14 protein-coding genes are annotated in these 17,794 nt (G+C 40.8%); 6 read left to right on the top strand and 8 right to left on the bottom strand.

Annotated features, from left to right (window positions below):
* The first annotated feature begins 624 nt into the window (after window positions 1–624).
* Window positions 625–1,290, top strand: a complete 666-nt coding sequence (gene hxpB / locus I1A42_RS21465) for a hexitol phosphatase HxpB (RefSeq protein WP_161157871.1) — start codon at window positions 625–627, stop codon at window positions 1,288–1,290.
* Window positions 1,291–1,337: 47 nt separating this feature from the next.
* Here the strand turns inward: hxpB and I1A42_RS21460 are convergent, their stop codons facing one another.
* The 3 genes from I1A42_RS21460 to I1A42_RS21450 all read right to left on the bottom strand — a co-directional run bounded on the left by I1A42_RS21460 (window position 1,338) and on the right by I1A42_RS21450 (window position 4,827).
* Entirely contained in the window at window positions 1,338–2,327 is a 990-nt protein-coding gene (locus tag I1A42_RS21460) for an LLM class flavin-dependent oxidoreductase (protein WP_196124916.1), read from the bottom strand.
* A gap of 329 nt (window positions 2,328–2,656) precedes the next feature.
* Entirely contained in the window at window positions 2,657–3,334 is a 678-nt protein-coding gene (locus I1A42_RS21455; RefSeq protein WP_196124914.1) for a type 1 glutamine amidotransferase domain-containing protein, read from the bottom strand.
* A gap of 74 nt (window positions 3,335–3,408) precedes the next feature.
* Entirely contained in the window at window positions 3,409–4,827 is a 1,419-nt protein-coding gene (locus I1A42_RS21450) for a coniferyl aldehyde dehydrogenase (protein ID WP_161157868.1), read from the bottom strand.
* 185 nt (window positions 4,828–5,012) lie between these two features.
* On the opposite strand from I1A42_RS21450, the gene I1A42_RS21445 reads away from it, so the two are divergent.
* Both I1A42_RS21445 and I1A42_RS21440 read left to right on the top strand, forming a co-directional pair.
* Window positions 5,013–5,930 carry a LysR family transcriptional regulator gene (locus tag I1A42_RS21445; RefSeq protein WP_196124912.1) on the top strand — a complete coding sequence of 306 codons (918 nt, stop codon included), beginning with the start codon at window positions 5,013–5,015 and terminating at the stop codon, window positions 5,928–5,930.
* Window positions 5,931–5,994: 64 nt separating this feature from the next.
* Complete coding sequence (locus I1A42_RS21440; protein WP_196124910.1) at window positions 5,995–6,780, top strand: transporter substrate-binding domain-containing protein; 786 nt, start codon at window positions 5,995–5,997, stop codon at window positions 6,778–6,780.
* Between the two features lie 335 nt (window positions 6,781–7,115).
* Here I1A42_RS21440 and I1A42_RS21435 read toward each other — a convergent pair whose 3' ends face one another.
* Both I1A42_RS21435 and I1A42_RS21430 read right to left on the bottom strand, forming a co-directional pair.
* Window positions 7,116–8,429: a right-handed parallel beta-helix repeat-containing protein gene (locus I1A42_RS21435; RefSeq protein WP_161157865.1), complete on the bottom strand. Its 1,314-nt coding sequence runs from the start codon at window positions 8,427–8,429 to the stop codon at window positions 7,116–7,118.
* A 473-nt stretch (window positions 8,430–8,902) separates the two neighbouring features.
* On the bottom strand, window positions 8,903–9,319 hold the full coding sequence (locus I1A42_RS21430) for a winged helix-turn-helix transcriptional regulator (protein ID WP_161158590.1): 417 nt from the start codon (window positions 9,317–9,319) through the stop codon (window positions 8,903–8,905).
* 507 nt (window positions 9,320–9,826) lie between these two features.
* On the opposite strand from I1A42_RS21430, the gene I1A42_RS21425 reads away from it, so the two are divergent.
* A complete protein-coding gene (locus I1A42_RS21425; RefSeq protein ID WP_329604859.1) occupies window positions 9,827–10,384 on the top strand; it encodes a DJ-1/PfpI family protein in 558 nt (185 codons plus the stop codon).
* A gap of 75 nt (window positions 10,385–10,459) precedes the next feature.
* Here I1A42_RS21425 and I1A42_RS21420 read toward each other — a convergent pair whose 3' ends face one another.
* The gene (locus I1A42_RS21420; RefSeq protein ID WP_196124908.1) at window positions 10,460–12,259 is read right to left on the bottom strand and encodes a choline/carnitine O-acyltransferase; all 1,800 of its coding nucleotides are present in this window, start codon (window positions 12,257–12,259) and stop codon (window positions 10,460–10,462) included.
* Window positions 12,260–12,512: 253 nt separating this feature from the next.
* On the opposite strand from I1A42_RS21420, the gene I1A42_RS21415 reads away from it, so the two are divergent.
* Complete coding sequence (locus I1A42_RS21415) at window positions 12,513–13,271, top strand: amidohydrolase family protein (protein WP_196124906.1); 759 nt, start codon at window positions 12,513–12,515, stop codon at window positions 13,269–13,271.
* A 122-nt stretch (window positions 13,272–13,393) separates the two neighbouring features.
* On the opposite strand, the gene I1A42_RS21410 is transcribed toward I1A42_RS21415, so the two are convergent.
* On the bottom strand, window positions 13,394–15,004 hold the full coding sequence (locus tag I1A42_RS21410) for a rhamnogalacturonan lyase B N-terminal domain-containing protein (protein WP_196124904.1): 1,611 nt from the start codon (window positions 15,002–15,004) through the stop codon (window positions 13,394–13,396).
* A 559-nt stretch (window positions 15,005–15,563) separates the two neighbouring features.
* Complete coding sequence (locus I1A42_RS25245; protein WP_161157003.1) at window positions 15,564–17,261, bottom strand: sensor histidine kinase; 1,698 nt, start codon at window positions 17,259–17,261, stop codon at window positions 15,564–15,566.
* A 68-nt stretch (window positions 17,262–17,329) separates the two neighbouring features.
* On the opposite strand from I1A42_RS25245, the gene I1A42_RS21400 reads away from it, so the two are divergent.
* Window positions 17,330–17,746: a BLUF domain-containing protein gene (locus I1A42_RS21400; RefSeq protein WP_161157004.1), complete on the top strand. Its 417-nt coding sequence runs from the start codon at window positions 17,330–17,332 to the stop codon at window positions 17,744–17,746.
* The last annotated feature ends 48 nt before the right edge of the window (window positions 17,747–17,794 follow it).

Below are 17,794 nucleotides of genomic sequence, written 5' to 3'. Positions count from 1 at the left end.
AAAACCGTCGATTGCTTAGTACCCAATCAATTTACCACACAATTTACATGTTGAATCTCGTTCGGGGTTTTTATGATCTAAGTCACTAATAATTTCATGAAAAGCTTTTTATTAGTGATGGTTATCATAATTTATACATGTAATATTCTTTCATTTTAGTTATTAATTTTTATTCAACCATTTTGTTATGTTTTAGATCACAAAATAGATACCTATAAATAGAAATTAATAGTGATAATGATCACATCTAAGATTCCCTCAAATTAATGAAATATTACATAAGTGATCTTAATCACTATGAGTTATTTATTTTACGTTACGAAATAAAATGCTGATTTTGTGCTAGTTAGATTTGTAATTTTAAAACGTTAAATTCAATGAAATATTTCATATCAATCAAATTTCCTAATAAAGCCCGTCATTGGGGCATATTTACGCCTAGCTTGTGCTAGGTTAACGTTATTCTATGAATTAGCATGGTAATTTAAGCTCATATCCAAACACCGAGTTTAAGTAGGTCCTTCGGTGATTGAGTTTGACTTAGGCTCGTTAATGAAGCTCTGAATCCTGCACTTTGAGGTCATTTGGATATAAATATTCAGTGATAACAAACAAGTAGATATTATGAAAAAACAAGCAGTGATATTTGATATGGATGGCGTCATTATTGACTCAGAACCACTATGGCAACAAGCGCAGGATGCTGCGTTGTCACAATATGGTGTTAGCGTTACCCCTAAGCAGTGTGAAGATACCACCATGGGAATGCGTGTTGATGCTATTGCACAAACTTGGTGTGATTTGTTTAAACTCACTGTTGATCCAAAACAGTTGGAAGGGGAAATCATCGAACGTCTGGAAATGTTGATTGCAGAACAGGGACAACCGATGCAAGGCGTATATCAATTGCTTGATTACCTAACGTCCTTAAAGATGAAAATTGGCCTAGCGACGTCTTCGAATCAGAGTGTTATTGAAGCTGTGTTTAATAAGTTGGAATTGTGGGACTACTTTGATATTACGTGTAGTGCTGAACATGAAAAACATGGTAAACCAGCGCCTGACGTTTATTTAACCGCAGCGCAAAAGCTGGGGATCCCCGTTGATGAGTGTATTGTAATTGAAGATAGTTACAACGGTATGCTCGCAGCCAAAAATGCTCATATGACGACATTTGTTGTGTGTGAACAATGCCAAGCGGACAAGTTTATTGCCGGTGATGCGCATTTTTATCATCTTGATGAAGTCGTAAGTTATTGCCAAGAGCGTGAAGACAATCTGTTTTTGTAATTCATGGTTATTATGCCCTCACGTTAGAGGGCATATTTGAATGTTGACTATCCCGCTAACGAAGCCAGCAATTCATAAGAATACAATTTACTTGGTTGATCATAAATCATTGAGTTGACCATGATTTCATCTGCTTGAGTCCGTTCAATCAAGTGTGATAAACGAGCTTGGGCGGTTTCTGGTGAACCAACAATAGACTCGCGAAGTTGATTTTCTAAGTGATGCTTTTCATGAGGAAGCCACAAAGGCTCCATACTTTTGACCGGAGGCTTCTGTTTGGTTCGCTTGCCACGAATCATCCCTAAAAATTTCTGTTTTTCTGTTGTAGCGAGATATTGGGCCTCATCATCGGTATCGGCTAGGGTGATGTTGACACAGACCATAGCATAAGGTTTATCTAACACCTCTGACGGTGTGAACATTTTCCGATAAATTTCAAATGCTTTAAACATAGCATCGGGAGCAAAATGCGCAGCAAAAGCGAATGGCAGACCTTTAATTGCCGCTAATCTGGCACTGTAAGTACTAGAACCTAACAGCCAGAGTGGTACGTGTGAATTAGCACCAGGATAAGCACTCACCGGTTGATTATCCGACACTGGACCCATAAAAAATTCTAATTCTTCTAATAGCTCGTCAAAATCGGGATCCATGCGTTCGGGGTCGCGGCGAAGCGCATGCATTGTTGGGTAATCCGTACCCGGCGCTCGACCTAAACCAAGATCTATCCGGTTAGGATAAAGTGCTTCTAGCGTACCGAATTGTTCAGCGATAACTAATGGAGCATGGTTGGGTAGCATAATACCGCCTGATCCGACACGAATGGTTTTTGTCTGAGAGGCAATATGACCAATGAGTACACTGGTTGCGGCGCTTGCGATGTCTGGCATGTTGTGATGTTCTGCTAACCAAAAACGCTGGTAGCCTAATTTTTCGGTATGTTGAGCAAGTTCTACTGAGCGCTGATAGGTTGCTCTGTGATCGGCTCCCTCGATAATAGGGGCGAGATCGAGCACTGAAAGTGGAGGTAAATTCATACGTCTACTTCTCCTTATTTTTATCCAACCAAATATTTTCAAAGTATTTGGTTATAAATGTAAATTTTTGATGGCACCAGTATGCCACTCTCTTTCCTTATGTAGAAAGTGAACGAATCAAAAATGACTATTGCAAATATCGAGATAATCTAAATATCTAAGCTGAGCACAAACAAAAAACCACCAGAACACACGCGGTGATTGGTGGTAAGACATCAGGTCTTCAAGCTGATATTGAACCAGCAGTGGATTATTCCCTAACTGACAGAGAGTCTAGTCAAGGAAATAAAGGTTAAACCCAATCGGTGAGGATTGGGTTTGAAGACACATTATTTCAGCTGTGCAAGCAGGGCTTTAGCCACACCTTCTGAACTTGCTGGATTTTGGCCGGTAATCAACTTTCCATCTTCAACGATGAACGGTGCCCAATCAGGACCTTTTTGGTAATCAGCACCTAATGCGATGAATTCATCTTCAATTAGGAAAGGTACGACGTCAGTCAATTGAACACCGGCTTCTTCACCATTGGTAAATCCAGTAACTTTACGGCCTTTAATCAGAGCCTCACCACTAGCGGCTTTCACGTTACGTAATACGGCTGGCGCGTGACAAACGAAGCTGATAGGTTTTCCGGCACGTTCAAAGCTCTCGATTAAGTTAATCGATGTATCAAGATTAGTTAGATCCCAAAGGGGGCCATGGCCACCTGGATAGAAAACAGCATCGAAATCGACTTGATTCACACTGTCGAGTTTTACTGTATTCGCCAATGTTGCTTGCGCATCGGCATCATCTTTAAAGCGGTAAGTCAGCTCAGTTTGGAAATCAGGTAAATCACTTTTTGGATCAAGAGGAGGTTGCCCGCCTTTTGGTGAGGCTAAAACAAGTTCAGCTCCGGCATCTTTGAATGTGTAGTAAGGAGCGGCGAATTCTTCAAGCCAGAAGCCTGTTTTTTCGCCAGTGTTACCAAGTTCGTCGTGTGAAGTTAGGACCATTAAAATTTTCATAGTTGCCTCTTTTATCATCGTTGTTGAGCAATTGGGTTATCAAGGCGATAGTTTGATCGCCTAGTTGTCATTTGTTATGCGCTTAAAAATGCTTCTAATGCCGCTAGATTATCAGCATAGGGTGCACGTAAGCGTAGGTTAGATGCTCCGTCTTCGCTCTGCACAACCACTGGTTTTGCGTGAGTAAACTGACGGAAACCGTGAACGCCATGGTAGGCACCAATACCAGAGGCTCCTACGCCACCAAATGGCAGTTCGTCAATGGATGCATGAGTCATTACATCATTAATGACTAGGGCACCAGATGTTGTAAATTGGGCGAAACGATCTTGATTAACCGTATTGTTACTGAAGAAGTATGCAGCGAGAGGTCGATCGTGGTTATTGATATATTCTATCGCTTGGTCCAGTGCTTGATACGTTTTAACTGGCAGTAAAGGACCAAAAATTTCTTCTTGCATAATCGCCATATCATCGCTGGCATTCAGCACCAAATGAGGGGCTATTTTGCGAGTTTTGGCATCGTATGCTGGCTCATTTTCTGGGCCAAGGTTAATGATAGTCGCGCCTTTTTCTTGAGCATCGTCTAGCAAACCCACTAAACGTTGGAAGTGACGGTCACTGATTATCGCTGTGTAGTCTTCGTTAGTTTGAATACTAGCAAAGCTCTTTGCGACAAATGCTTGTGCCGCTTGAGCAAAAGCACTTTCATTTCCTTCAGGAATTAACATGTAATCTGGCGATAAACAAATTTGTCCTGAATTAAAGGTTTTAATTGTTAACGTGCGTTGTACGGCGGTTGCGAGGTCAAAATCTTGATCGACAACCACTGGGGATTTGCCACCAAGTTCGAGGGTAACCGGAACTAGGTTTTCAGCTGCAGCTCGCATCACATGTTTTCCAACCACAGTACTACCAGTAAAGACCAAATGATCAAAAGGTAGTGCGCTGAACTCGCGACCAACGTCGGCATCACCTAGCACGACTTCAAGTTCCATTGGGTCGAAATAACGACCAATCAAGTCCGCAAGTAATTCTGAGGTTTGTGGCGTTAGTTCTGATGGTTTTAACATTGCAGTGTTACCCGCCGCGAAAATGCTTGCCAAAGGACCAAAAGACAAGTTAATCGGAAAGTTCCAAGGACTAATGACCCCAATAACACCTAGTGGCTGTTGCTGAATCCATGCTTGGATACCACCTTCTAAGTCTTCGACATGCTCAGGTTTCATCCACTCACCGACATTGTCATGGGCATTTTGGAGCATTTTAATGGTGGTAACCATATCGGCAACCATCGATTGATATTGACTACGATGACCGAAGTCGGCGCTCATTGCAGCACAGATGTCAGTATAGTTTTCTTTAATCAAACGAATTGAACGTGCAAGACGGTCTTGTCGTGTTGCAAGATCGGCTGGGCCAGATTTGATATGAGCACGTTGCATTGATTTGAGAATAGAATGCAAATCTTGATTTGATTGTGATGTTGACATGTGATTCCTCCAATTAAAGGCTGACTGTCTTAATTCTAGAAATGAGCAAATCAGTGCTCATTATGCAGCGGTTATTTATGAGTAAGTCTGTTGCCGCTGTCGATGGGGTGTAGATTAAAGGAGCTGGCATAATTTGGCTAACAACGCTATTTTAGAAGGGGTATAAATTTATTTATGGGTTATCTATGTCTCTGATTAGGTTAAGAACATTTGTTGAAGTGTATCGGAAAAAGTCAATTAGCGCTGCCGCGAGAAACTTAAATCTCACTCAGCCAGCGGTCTCTCAGCATATTGCTGGACTCGAAGTGGCCGTTGGTCGGCGACTATTTACCCGAGAAACGGGCGGGGTGACCCCGACGACAGTTGCTGACGAATTAGCCAATGATATTGGTGACAAATTAGATGCTGTTGAAAGGGCGCTATCACAAGCTAGGGCACGATCGATGAATATGGATGGTGCATTGCAAGTTATTGGCCATACGGATTTTCTGGCGGAAGTAGTGTCACCCAATTTGTTGACTCTCCTTGAATCGGGTATCAAAGTGCGTATGCACGCTGGAGATGGGGATTTGATCCACAATATGCTGGTGGAAGGCCACTGTGATTTAGGCTTTACTGCTCACCCGATAACGGATAAGCGTTTGCGCAGTGAGACCATGATGACCGTTCCTGTTTATGCGGTGGCGTCGCCTAAAGTGGCACAGCGTATTAATCAGGCAAGTGAATTTACGACGGCTCTTATGAATGAACCAATGCTTACCTACAACTTAGAGATGTCTGTCATGGATACTTGGCTTATCAAGAATAAAGTGAGCCCTGAGCAAGCGGCACCTTCTGTGGTCAGTCAAGATTTACGAGCATTACGGCAATTACTATTGCAAGGGTTTGGCTGGACAGTACTACCGGATTTTCTTTGTTGTGAATTGCTGCATAGTGGTGAATTAGAGAGAATTGAAGCGCCAATTGGTAATACACAGCTCACCTATTATATGGCATGGGCACCAAGTGCATTACGTCAGCCTCGCATTGCTCACGCAAGGCAAACTTTGCTATGGAGTTTGAAACCTATAATCGAATCAGACAAGGCTAATACAGTGAAATAATAGTATTACTTAGTAATTTGATATGGTAATTATTGGTTTAATCAATAATTAAAAGGAACACACCATGGGATGGTTAACAAAAATCGCTAAATTAGGGGTAATGATACTCGCAGTGACATTGTCGGTGTTTGCACATGCTGATCGTTTGGATGATATCCAGCAGCGTGGTTATTTGCTAGTGGGTACAACTGGCGACTATAAGCCATTTTCTTACTACGATGGTAAGAATTACTCAGGCTATGATATCGATGTCGCAAAATATATGGCTAAGCAGCTGAATGTGGATATTCGTTTTGTAAAAACCACATGGAAGGGATTGATCCCCGATTTGCAGCAGGGCAAGTTTGATATCGCGATGGGAGGCATTACGCGCCGTATTGATCGTCAACTCGCAGCAGAACAAACTCAAGGTTACATGACCTTTGGTAAATTGTTTTTGGTTCAACGGGGCCAAGCGCACTTATATAACACGTTAGCTAAAGTGAATAATCCAAAAGTTCGAGTCGGCGTTAATATTGGTGGTACTAACGAAAAATTTGCTGACCAGTATCTAAATAAAGCCACGTTAGTTAAGTTTGAAGATAATCTTGCTGTGCCTAAAGCCGTATTGGCTGGGAAAGTGGATTTGATGGTTACTGAAACGCCTGAAGCTCTCTATTATCAAACAACCAATCCGAAATTTGGTGTGGTTAGGAAAAACAATCCGTTTACCAAAAGCCAATTTACGTATTTGATTGGTAAAGGTGAACAGAGATTACTGAACACGGTTAACTTTTTGATGGATGACATGCGTTTACAAGGTATTGATCAGCAAATGATGCAGAATAATCATCTTGCTATACCCAAATAACCTCGAGATGCAGGATTCAGAGCTTCATCAACGAGCCTAGGTCAAGCTCAATCACGGCAGGAATGGTCATTCCCTTTCAACGTGATTGGGCGAAGAAATTGGCTTGTTGATGAGCTCCCGAAGGGCGAGTTGTATTCGCTCCTAGGCTGCGTTACTGATTTTCGACGTAGAATCACTATGTATTCAAATCAGTGCCTTGCCAAAGAGCGAATACATTCTCGCTGAAACAACATCTTGAGGATACTTGGGTATAAATAGCCTTTCCAAAAACGAAAATGCAGGAGAGGGCGCCTGCATTTTTGTCTTACTATGAACACATAGCGTGTCTAAAAGATTTAATAATCGGTTTCAAATGCACCTAAATCAGGGGCCGCGCCGTTGTAGTCATAACCAACGTAGACTCCTGCATCAATTAGGTCACTGCCTTCTTTCAATCGAGCTGTTTTGATCACGGGGAGAGAACCATCAGATTGGCGGTCATACATGAGCTCTGATTCCTTCAAACGGACGAAATCCTTCGAAGTCACGGTGACATCAAGATCAAAGTAGTTATAAGCCAGATCGTTTTCTGTCTCATCACCAAGGTTGATCACTTCATTGTAGCCACCATAACCTAAGTTGTTACGCATATAGTGCCCGTAACCATCGACATCAGTATCATTGTCGTCTTCAGTGGAAAGCATATTGTAGTTGGCACTTTGATTATAAATAGCGGTGTTGTTGATCCAATTTTGCCCGCCGATATGATGGTTAGCATAAAAACCTGCAGAACGATTATGTACCGCCAGGTTATTCAATATGGTGTGTCGAGGAATCACACTGGGTGGTGTGCTCCCATCACTACCATAGCCTCCTGCTTTAAACCCGTTACCATCGCCAAGAGCATTCATATCCTCGTCATAGCCGTTATAAAATGCCCAGCTATTTTTAATAGTTACAGCTGCGTATGCATTGATTAAGTCAAAACCGTCATCACTATTAAACCATGCTCGGCAGCTATCAATTACATTACCTGTGCCAGAAGACGAACGGGGATGGACACCGAAACCATCGATATTGCCGTAAGAATAACTATTCAATCCGATATTATTGTAAGCATCGACGTTATACACATAGTTGTCACTGCCGGCGACTAAATACCAGCCGATAGCCATGCCATCATGAATGGCTAAGTTTTCAAAGCGGTTGCTGTTACCGTGATTAACCATGAATGCTTCTGATTGAGTATGTTCATCATCTATGGTTATTTGCACACCGACGACATCGAAACCTTTAAATACACAGTTATCTGCTCTTACCATAAAAGCTGTATTTCTATATCCATCAGGTGTGACATTAGAAAAGTCAAAAATAGGATGTTCGTCGCCATAATTAATATAGGTAATATTATCTTTAGTTATATTGTTTACAATCGCGCGTACGCTTTGATATTGGGTGATGTTTGAGTCATCCAAATAATAGGTACCTCCTCGAATATAAACCGTATCTCCTGAAGAAGCGGCATCTTGAGCTGCCATAATCGTTTTCAACGGGGAAGATAACGTGCCAGAGTTACTGTCTGAACCCGATGGAGAAATATAAAAGTCTTGGGCATAAACAGCGGATGAACATGCTAATAGACATAAAAGTGAAATAACTTTTATTTTCATGGGTTTGTTCCAATATTTAAATTGTGAATATTCCAATTATCTAATGAAATAGATGATTTGGCCGTGAGTTTGGATTGATTAATTCCAATAATAACATGTACTATTTTTATACTATTTACTATGGTGCAATATGAAATATTTTTTATTATGGATCTTTATCACGTAATATTGATAGACAAACAAATTTTATATGGAATGGTGTTTTATTTATTAAGGTTTATGATTTAATTAGTGGAATATATAAAAGATAATGGTTTTTTAGTATTTGATAACTATGAAATGGAAAACAGAATTATTCGATCTTTTATATTTTAAAACGAATGACATGTTTTAATGTGAATACAATATATCCCCAAATGAACTTAATGTGTCGATTCAACAGTTCTCAACGACTTGCTCGGTGGAATAACGGAGGGAATACTCATTCCTTTTCAACATACACCCAATAATTATAATGATTGGGTGTCATGGTTCTATTTTGCGATATTTTGTGAGTATTCTGCACGATGCAACATTATGGTGGATAGGTTGTCTTCAATCCAACCTGTTAAATCCCGAATTCGTGAAGAAACCTCTTCGCCCATTGGCGTCAAAGAATATTCAACATGAGGAGGTACAACGGGATAGGCAATACGATTAACGAATCCATCGGCTTCAAGTGATTGCAATGTTTGTGATAGCATTTTTTCGCTGATACCACTGATTTTGCGTCGTAATTCACTAAAGCGCAGTGTTTCTTCGGTTAAAGCGAGTATTGCCAGCACACCCCATCGATTAGTGACATCACGCAATACTTCTCGTGATGGGCATGCTTTCTCTAATACATTACCTTTTTTTACCTGCTCGTATAACGAACGAGGTCGCTGGTTCGAGGCTATTTTGGGAGACATGACAATTCATCCTAAATCCATCTTCACAGAGGGAAGCATTATATACTGAAAGATCCTCAATAGGCAGTACTGATACGTTATACGGTTAACACAACTGAAGATTGACGAGCTGTGAGCTTATTGTGCTTAAGTTCAACGTTAGACATGACCCATCTGAACACAAGCGATATGTTATAAAATTGAATTCATATGTTGCGCTTTGTTTCATCGAGATTCCTGAGAATGTGATCTTGTGTCAATTGCTAATCGATACTGACATTATTATTGGCTAACGCCTTGACGCCTTTTTGTTGCTTATGTTCCTATCTATACAATAGTTTGCCTATCAATAACTTAAGTGATCTCTGTTCCAAATATATGATTGCTCGGATAAGAGGCCTGTAGCTTCTTTACCTGAATTATGGTGGTCAACTAAGAAAGCAGAGGCATACTCTGCGATGGCTAATATCAAGATATCAATCCGCTACCTAGTGTAGTAAGAAGTGAATTGTAGAAAGGAGAAACTCAGTGGCTAAAGTATTAATGATCACAGGTGATTTTGTCGAAGATTACGAAAACATGGTTCCATTCCAAGCACTTATTGCGATGGGGCATCAGGTAGATGCAGTTTGCCCAAATAAAAAAGCTGGTGACACTATCCCAACATCGATTCATGACTTTGAAGGTGACCAAACTTACTCTGAAAAACGCGGACACAATTTCGCGCTAAATGCGACTTTTGATAACGTAAATTTGCAAGATTACGATGCGTTGTATCTACCAGGTGGACGTGCGCCTGAATATCTTCGTCTTGATGCTCGCGTACTAGACTACGTAAAACACTTCTTCACCACTAATAAACCTGTTGCGGCTATCTGTCATGGCGCACAGATTTTGACTGCTGCTGGTGTTATTGAAGGCAAAAACGTTTCTGCATACCCTGCATGTAAGCCTGAAGTTGAGCTTGCTGGTGCAACTTATGCTGATATTGCTGTCGATTCAGCAGTGACTGATGGTCAATTAGTCACTGCGCCTGCATGGCCTGCTCACTCAGAAATGCTAAAACAGTTTGTTGCTCTGTTTTAAAAATTGAGTTTCAGCAAAGATGAGAACGAGGCCTTTAGCCTCGTTCTTCGTTTTTAAGGGAGTGAAATCCCCCTCTTAGGCAACTCCTTTTTGGTAGAACGTTTCCAGCATTTCAAGCATATCATTTAGAGTTTTCTCTAGATGGTTCAGATAGCGGCGCATTTGATTAGCTGTTTTATAATGACAGGTTGAAATAAACACCAATTGATCTGCGTGTTTGAAATAACGTAATCCGTATCCGTCTTCAACGACAGGCCCGTAACCCGCAAGTTCAACACCATAATCACTGGTTGTACTGGTACAAATTACCGTGTGCATAAGTGTTTTATAGGCAGGAGTTGAAAACAAAGCTGGGTGTTGGTTGATAGCATGACGTGATTGCAGCTGTTCGCTCGCGTATTTTAGAGCCATTAAATGGGTATAAATGCCGTGACCTCGTTGACATTCCTTCGCTCGACTAATGTGTTTTTTAGCGGCTAGATATAACGCATCCACACAGGCTTTACTACGTGTTTTATGCATGAACAGTTGAATAAACTGCTGTGTTTCCGGAGTGACGGTATATAACACATCAATGCGTCCTTGAGAGAACCGGCGAGTCATGATCGCTTCATAAGCACTGTATTGAGTGTGTGTTGTCTTATATTCCGCTACCTGCAGGGCGATTTGGAGAAAGGCATCTGGGCTAATGTTCAGCGATTTTATTTTCTCTTTACCAAAGTAATTAAAGCGCATTACTTGTGTGGTATAGGTTGAATGATGTAATGCAAATGCTTGATAGGCTTTGTTGATATCAACGCGTAATGCTGGACTTAACGACCATTTTAAGGGCGTTATCTGTGAGTTAGAATTAGATTTAGCTGTAGATAAACTCGATGCCATTGTTAAACCCAAAGCTGAACCGTCATACAAGTGACGGATAAAGCGCAACATGATTGAGCCATCAATGTGGGTATGTTCATAATTGATGCCACTACTGCCATTGGCAAATACAATCAATTGTACAACTTTGTCGAAATGTCGATTATGACCGCCGCCATGTAGCAGCGCTTCTGCTTTTTCCCTATCGGTTTGCGGGGCGAGTGAATCAAAACATAATGCAAATGCCGCACTCTCAATGTTGTGAAAGTTAGTGGCATTTTCGGCATGGAATGTGAGTAGTTCTTCTCGAGTTCTGGCCCACAAATCACGCTGACCACTGGTTAATATACCAATATTTTCACCATCTTCCGTGTATGAATAAATGGACGCTAAGTCGTGATATAACTCAAAATAGGATCGCACATCGCCATCAGGATTAAACAGGTTCACGATGAAGTAATGGTCGTGATGCAACACGACCATATGATTTGAGTCGACGGTGATGGATATTTTATCGCAGTGATATTGTGGTATTCGAGTTGCACCGAAAAGATATTGGTATTGCTCCATGCAAAGGGGATTTTTTCCTTGGTATTCTTGGGGTAACTCGCTGCGCCGAATCGATAGCATGAATTTAGCTGTATTAAACGCAATTTGCGTCGCCGTATGCAATGGCGTTAATTGGTCCGAAGATGTTTTGGATTTAAGGGCATAAAACACATTACTGTTAATGACTAATGAGTCGCGGTGTCGTAGATAATGGTCTTTCCATGCTTGTTTACTCCAGTTTGAGTAACCCAAAGCTCGGCTTTGTTCGATTAATGCCTGCTGTAGTTTGACGCCGTCACCATTAGGGGCGGCAAAATCGCAAGCAGTTTTCATTGAGACTTGGCATTCTTCAGCGGTAAGTAAGGGAGTGGCCCACTCTATGAGTTTATGGCAGGTACTCTGCAGGTCGGGTAAGGGCTGTTCGGGAAAGATAGGATCATTAACACGTTCGTGACTGCTGTTCAAATTAAACCTCCTTAGGAATAACACGCCCAATCATAGCTATGTAATGAAGCCAGTTTTATGTCGTTATTTTTGATGTTTATAGAGGCAACGTTTACGTATGTATGATCTGGGTATAGTAAACGGATTATTATCTCTTTTAGTTATAAGAGTTTTGATGAGTATCAATGGGTAAGTGGTTAACCATTTTATCAACAACATTAAAAGCGTTACGAGGCTAAACAAAGATGGTATGTTTTGAAGAAAAGGAGTGTGAATGAGAGCTTTTGATTCTTTATTTGACAGCCACTTACATATCATAGAGCCGGGTTTCCCTTTGGTTGAAAACCAAGGATATTTGCCTCCCACGTTTTCTGTGAATGAGTATTTGAATGCGATGAAGCCTTATCCTTTGAGCGGTGGGGCAGTGGTGTCAGGATCGTTCCAAGGTTTTGATCAAACCTATTTGATTCATGTGCTGAAGGCACTTGGTCCTAACTATGTTGGTGTCGCACAAATACCGTTAGACACTTCTGATCGGGAAATCCTTGAGTTGCATGATCATGGGGTGAGGGCGGTAAGGTTTAATTTGAAACGAGGTAGCAAAGAGCAATTAAAGCATCTTTCCTCCGTCGCTGCGCGAGTGTTTGAAATTGCAGGTTGGCATGTGGAACTGTATATCGATTCTGCTGACTTAGCTGCGCTGCAAAAGACATTGCGTCATTTGCCTAAAGTGAGTATCGATCACTTGGGTTTAAATCACGAGGGGCTTGCCGACTTAGTTAAGCTTGCCGAATGTGGGGTGAAAGTAAAAGCCACCGGTTTTTCCCGTTTAAATTTTCCAGCCCAAGAGGCAATTACTGCCATTTACCAAGCTAATCCACAAGCGCTCATGTTTGGATCGGATTTACCTTCAACGCGAGCCCCGCAGCCATTTTCTGAGCGAGATATCGATTTGCTTTGCCAGTGCATAGAACCGAGTGGTTTGAACAACGTGTTGTCAGCTAATGCTTGTTCATTCTATTTAGGTAGGTAATGATACCCAAGTAATCCGAAGACATGTTTTCTGCCGTTTTCGTTAAATAGATAGGCCACTTTATGGTGACCTATCTAAATAGACCGTTTACTCAATTTATTTGAGCGTTAGTCGTTAACACATTAGTACAATTCAATCGCATCGTAACTAACACCTGGAGATAACCAATCGTCACCAGATTGCCCACTGACCAGATCAAGTTCAATGGTGTTGTCGCCCACTTGTTGAGCACTTTCTGGAATGGTGTATACAAACTGTTTATTGTTACCACGCCAAGTACCGATAGTCATGATTCGACCTGTAGGTTGTGTCGTTGCTGTCGGATAGCTTGATGTCCAGTCATCATTGACCACTAATTGTTGGCGAGCACCATGGTACGATGCGGTAATACCGATACGTAAGTGACGTGTTTTTAGGTGACCGGATTCAATGGTGTAATGAATGATGATGCCATTGTTTACACCGCGCCATTGGTACGCTGGAAAATCGCTATCAGCGCTGTCACCAGCAACGAAGTTAGTCTGCTCCCAGTCATCCATACGGGTATCAGATGGATGCATATCAGTTAAGTTATCGTAGTTACGAAAACCTTTAGGTGTACCATCAAATTCACCAATGCGAAAAACAACACTGTCATTATCTGTAAACGTATCATCTACCTCCACATCAGACGTTGTATCACCTGCGGTTACAGTGACTTCAGTAGTGCCGACGGCTAATTCGCCACGGTATAGAGTTTCTGTGTAAGTACCTGGTTTCATTGCTGGGCTAGTATATTCACCTGAATCTGAATCAGCAGTTGTCCAATATTGCGCGGTATCATTAGACCAACCAACAACAACAGGGAAATCGGTACTAAAGTCTGCTGCAGTACCAGAAACGTACCCTCGGTCTTCGTTGGCTACATAACCTTTTAGATCCAAATCCGCGATAAAGCTGGTGTCTGGTGCGTCAGGGGTTTCTGAACCATCATTAAACATTAGAGCATACGGGCCATATAGTACGTTAACACGACGGTCTTCGGTTTGAGCGTGACCTGAATTCATGTAGTTATAGACTTCTGCACTTTGGAATTGAATATCACGATAGAATGGGCCACCAGATGAACTTTCTCGATTACCGTAATACATAAACACACCGATATCGCTGCCTGTTTCACCTTTTACGCTTAAATCCATAGCACGATCATTGCCATAGTATTTAGAAGAGGTGGTGCCATCAGAATGACCAAATACATCAGAAGATTCAACAGTGCTAGTTGTGTCTGCGTTATTAGATGGTGACTGCAACGAGTCAAAACTTGATTCTTGTAAACGAGTTATCCAACGTAGCTCACCAACACTCGGCTCTTCAGTGATGTAAGTGGCCATGTAGATGTTGTCTTCACCATCTTTTGATATAAGGTAGTGAGTTAATCCATCCATCTCACAAGTGATTTTGCTGACAGTATTGGTATCGTTAATTTCACCTGTAACTGTAACATCCCAAAGGCCAGAGTTAATTTGTGAACGACGTGAGCCACTACTTTTTTGACGTTCGGTACTGTCATATTTAAGCGATGTAATATCACAGTCATCGGTGGATACGTAATACACCAATTTGTTGCCAGTATCGACTTTGTAATAATCATCACCTTCGGTCAGCGTTAAAGCATGAGCTGTGAATGCAGAGCTACTTAACGCAATGGCCATTATCGTAGTAAGTCGAGTGTGTTTTAATTTCGTTTGTATCATTAAAATTATATCCTGATGTGATTAAAATTTCGCAATGTTATAACGTAACAATATAAATTTTAGGTATAAAAATATGACGCCCTAACAGGACGGAGCTCGTAAAGTTATTGCGAATAAACGATGTAAAACTGCGTTTAGAACGATGACTTATGGCAGTTTTAAGATCAAGTGAGTACGTTTTGTTATTCGCCGAAAGAGATGAATGGTGAGGATAAGTTCAATGTCATGATAGGGGAACACTATTAAACAACGAACTTTGTGGGGGAGGCACTGCACTCACCATCCATTTCTTATTCGGTGAAGAAATATTTTCTGGAAACGTTTTCTCACTTGCCACTATCTTACCGTTAAGACTTAAAGTGAATAGCCTATAACATAATATTTATGATCTTGATTCATAAAATTGTCAGGAAAATAAATCTTTCTCATTATTAAGATAACACTAATTTATATATTAGATATCAATAGCTTATAATTTGGTTCTTTATCAAAAATAATCTATATATGTATTTGGTTGCCTATTGTAATTTGTTGAATATGTTCAATAATTAGTCGGTATTTACATTGAATTAACATTGAAAGTAATGACTACATTCGTACCTTCATTCGGTTGACTTACTACTTTAATGTCTGCTTTAAGCTGAGTGAGTAAATGGTAGGTAATTGACAGTCCCATTCCCCGGCCTTCTGTTAGGCTTTTGGTTGAATAGAATGGGTCAAATATATGACTAACAACCTCCTCTGACATACCGATACCGTTATCACTGATGGTTAGAACTATCTTTTCGCGGTCAGAGTTTGCAGAGAGCTTGATACTAGGGTTCTCTGTTTTCTCCAAAGCTTCAATGGCATTTTCAAGCACATGATTAATGGCCTGTAAAAGTTGGTTACGATTGGTCGATATTTGTAACTCATTGGGAATATGGTTGTGAAACGAAATCTGTTTATGATCTGAATAGGAGTGGAGTTTTAGAACATCTTGGCAAGCATTAAACAGCGAGAATTGCTCAATTTCAGTAGGATTCTGGTTGGTAAAAGACCTTAGGTCAGCAACAATGTTGCGAACTCGTACCAAACTTTCCTTGGAATCTTCGATCACCGCTGACAAATCATCGCGAATAAAGTCAAAATTTGTATCTGTTTTATATTTTGAAAGTTGTTCTGAAGCTGACTGATTATCTTGTAGATGTATATTTTCTATTAGTTCATCGTGCATGTTGATAAGGGTCATCATCGAATCAACATAGTGATTAAGAGGTGTAAAGTTACCTAAAGCTATACTTAATGGGTTATTGATTTCATGAGCAATACCTGCTGCTAGTCTTCCTACCGTTGCCATTTTTTCAGAATGGACTAAATGTGACTTGGTTTGGTGTAATTCAGTCAACGTTTTTTTGAGACGTGAATAGTGAAACTTCATCCGTCTTTGGGCTTCGAGACTTTCTAAGCTTATGCGTAATTGAACGGCGGCCTCTTCGATGATTTTTACTTTAGAAACTGAGAGGTGATCAGCTTTGTCGCTTTCAACACAACAGAGCACGGTACAAAAACGTTCACCGAAGATCATGATAGGGAAGACTAAGGTTGTCTGAGTTCGAGTTTGTTCAGGAAACAGGATATTGGGTAAATCATTATGGGCAATTTTGTCCATCAGCGAAGTCAGATTTTTGGGAATCGTAGGTAAAGATATGAGTTTCCGACTCGCGTCTAGTTGAAAAAGTTTGGGTGTTAACTGACTCTTGGATGGTTTGACAATGATAGTTTGTGTGGATTGGCAAAATACATCTAGTGCCGATACAAACTCAGTTAATGAGGCCTGCACCACTAAATCACGCCGGTTGAATTGGTTAACTTTGGATATTAATTCAACATTGAGCTGCTGCTCTTGTAACATCTGCTGGCTGGCAAATTGTTTGTTTAATTCATTGGTGATTGCCGCTAATAAAGCCGGATGTTCGAGTTCGCTGACACGTACAATACGGTCTGGCCAAAGTAAGTCATCGTCGACATGATAGTTATCACATTCATCACAGATCAACCATAAACTGAGACGAGGATTTCTCAGTGTCATCCGAGTATAACGAATCAAATCAGATGCTAAGGTAAAGCCACAAGTGGCAAAATCGATCATGATGAGGCCATGAGCATTATCACGAATCCATTTCTTAATTTTTTGTGTTCTAACTTCCACTGTGGGAGAGAATTTGTTTAAAGCGCTAAGATCGTTTTGATTACTAATTAGTAGAAAGTTAATCACCGGCTTTACCCTTTTTAGCTTCCTCGACTATTTTTAAAAATAGTGCAAACAGGTCAAAAGGTGGAGTAATGAAATTGATTCGTCTGCTTTATTTTAGTGAAGCAACTAGAGATATGTCGTTAGCGGACATGAAAGCGATTTTAGAGAAGGCCCGCACCAATAATCATGATCTGGATATCTGTGGCATGCTCTGTTACGACAACAATTACTTTTTGCAAATATTGGAAGGAGAGGCGGCCGAAGTGACCGAACTTTTTCTAACCATTTCCAACGATGAGCGTCACCACTCAGTGGTTATTGTTGGAGTTCAAGAAATTGAAAATCGTGTGTTTCCACAATGGGATATGGGGTATGCAGGTAGTAGTGATACCTTATTAAAACTCATGCAAGAAGTTGGGTGTGACCAATTTCAGCCACAGGCGCTAAGCTTTAAGCAAGCAGCAACCTTGCTTTATGAGCTGTCTAAATCGCAAACGCAGGTTTAGACAGTAACCTTATACTTGGGCATGTGATGGTTTGTATTAATTATTGAT

The organism is Vibrio nitrifigilis, from assembly GCF_015686695.1.
Lineage (GTDB): Bacteria > Pseudomonadota > Gammaproteobacteria > Enterobacterales > Vibrionaceae > Vibrio > Vibrio nitrifigilis.
Note: the sequence above shows the minus strand (reverse complement) of the source record. Positions and strands in the feature narration are given on the sequence as shown.

What these genes read in the sequence shown, in the direction of transcription:
- I1A42_RS21415 (WP_196124906.1), top strand. Translation starts at nt 12,513, where the DNA reads ATGAGAGCTTTTGATTCTTTATTTGACAGCCACTTACATATCATAGAG.
- I1A42_RS21440 (WP_196124910.1), top strand. Translation starts at nt 5,995, where the DNA reads ATGGGATGGTTAACAAAAATCGCTAAATTAGGGGTAATGATACTCGCA.
- I1A42_RS21460 (WP_196124916.1), bottom strand. Translation starts at nt 2,327, where the DNA reads ATGAATTTACCTCCACTTTCAGTGCTCGATCTCGCCCCTATTATCGAG.
- I1A42_RS21435 (WP_161157865.1), bottom strand. Translation starts at nt 8,429, where the DNA reads ATGAAAATAAAAGTTATTTCACTTTTATGTCTATTAGCATGTTCATCC.
- I1A42_RS21410 (WP_196124904.1), bottom strand. Translation starts at nt 15,004, where the DNA reads ATGATACAAACGAAATTAAAACACACTCGACTTACTACGATAATGGCC.
- I1A42_RS21455 (WP_196124914.1), bottom strand. Translation starts at nt 3,334, where the DNA reads ATGAAAATTTTAATGGTCCTAACTTCACACGACGAACTTGGTAACACT.
- I1A42_RS21450 (WP_161157868.1), bottom strand. Translation starts at nt 4,827, where the DNA reads ATGTCAACATCACAATCAAATCAAGATTTGCATTCTATTCTCAAATCA.
- I1A42_RS21400 (WP_161157004.1), top strand. Translation starts at nt 17,330, where the DNA reads ATGAAATTGATTCGTCTGCTTTATTTTAGTGAAGCAACTAGAGATATG.
- I1A42_RS21445 (WP_196124912.1), top strand. Translation starts at nt 5,013, where the DNA reads ATGTCTCTGATTAGGTTAAGAACATTTGTTGAAGTGTATCGGAAAAAG.
- hxpB (WP_161157871.1), top strand. Translation starts at nt 625, where the DNA reads ATGAAAAAACAAGCAGTGATATTTGATATGGATGGCGTCATTATTGAC.
- I1A42_RS21430 (WP_161158590.1), bottom strand. Translation starts at nt 9,319, where the DNA reads ATGTCTCCCAAAATAGCCTCGAACCAGCGACCTCGTTCGTTATACGAG.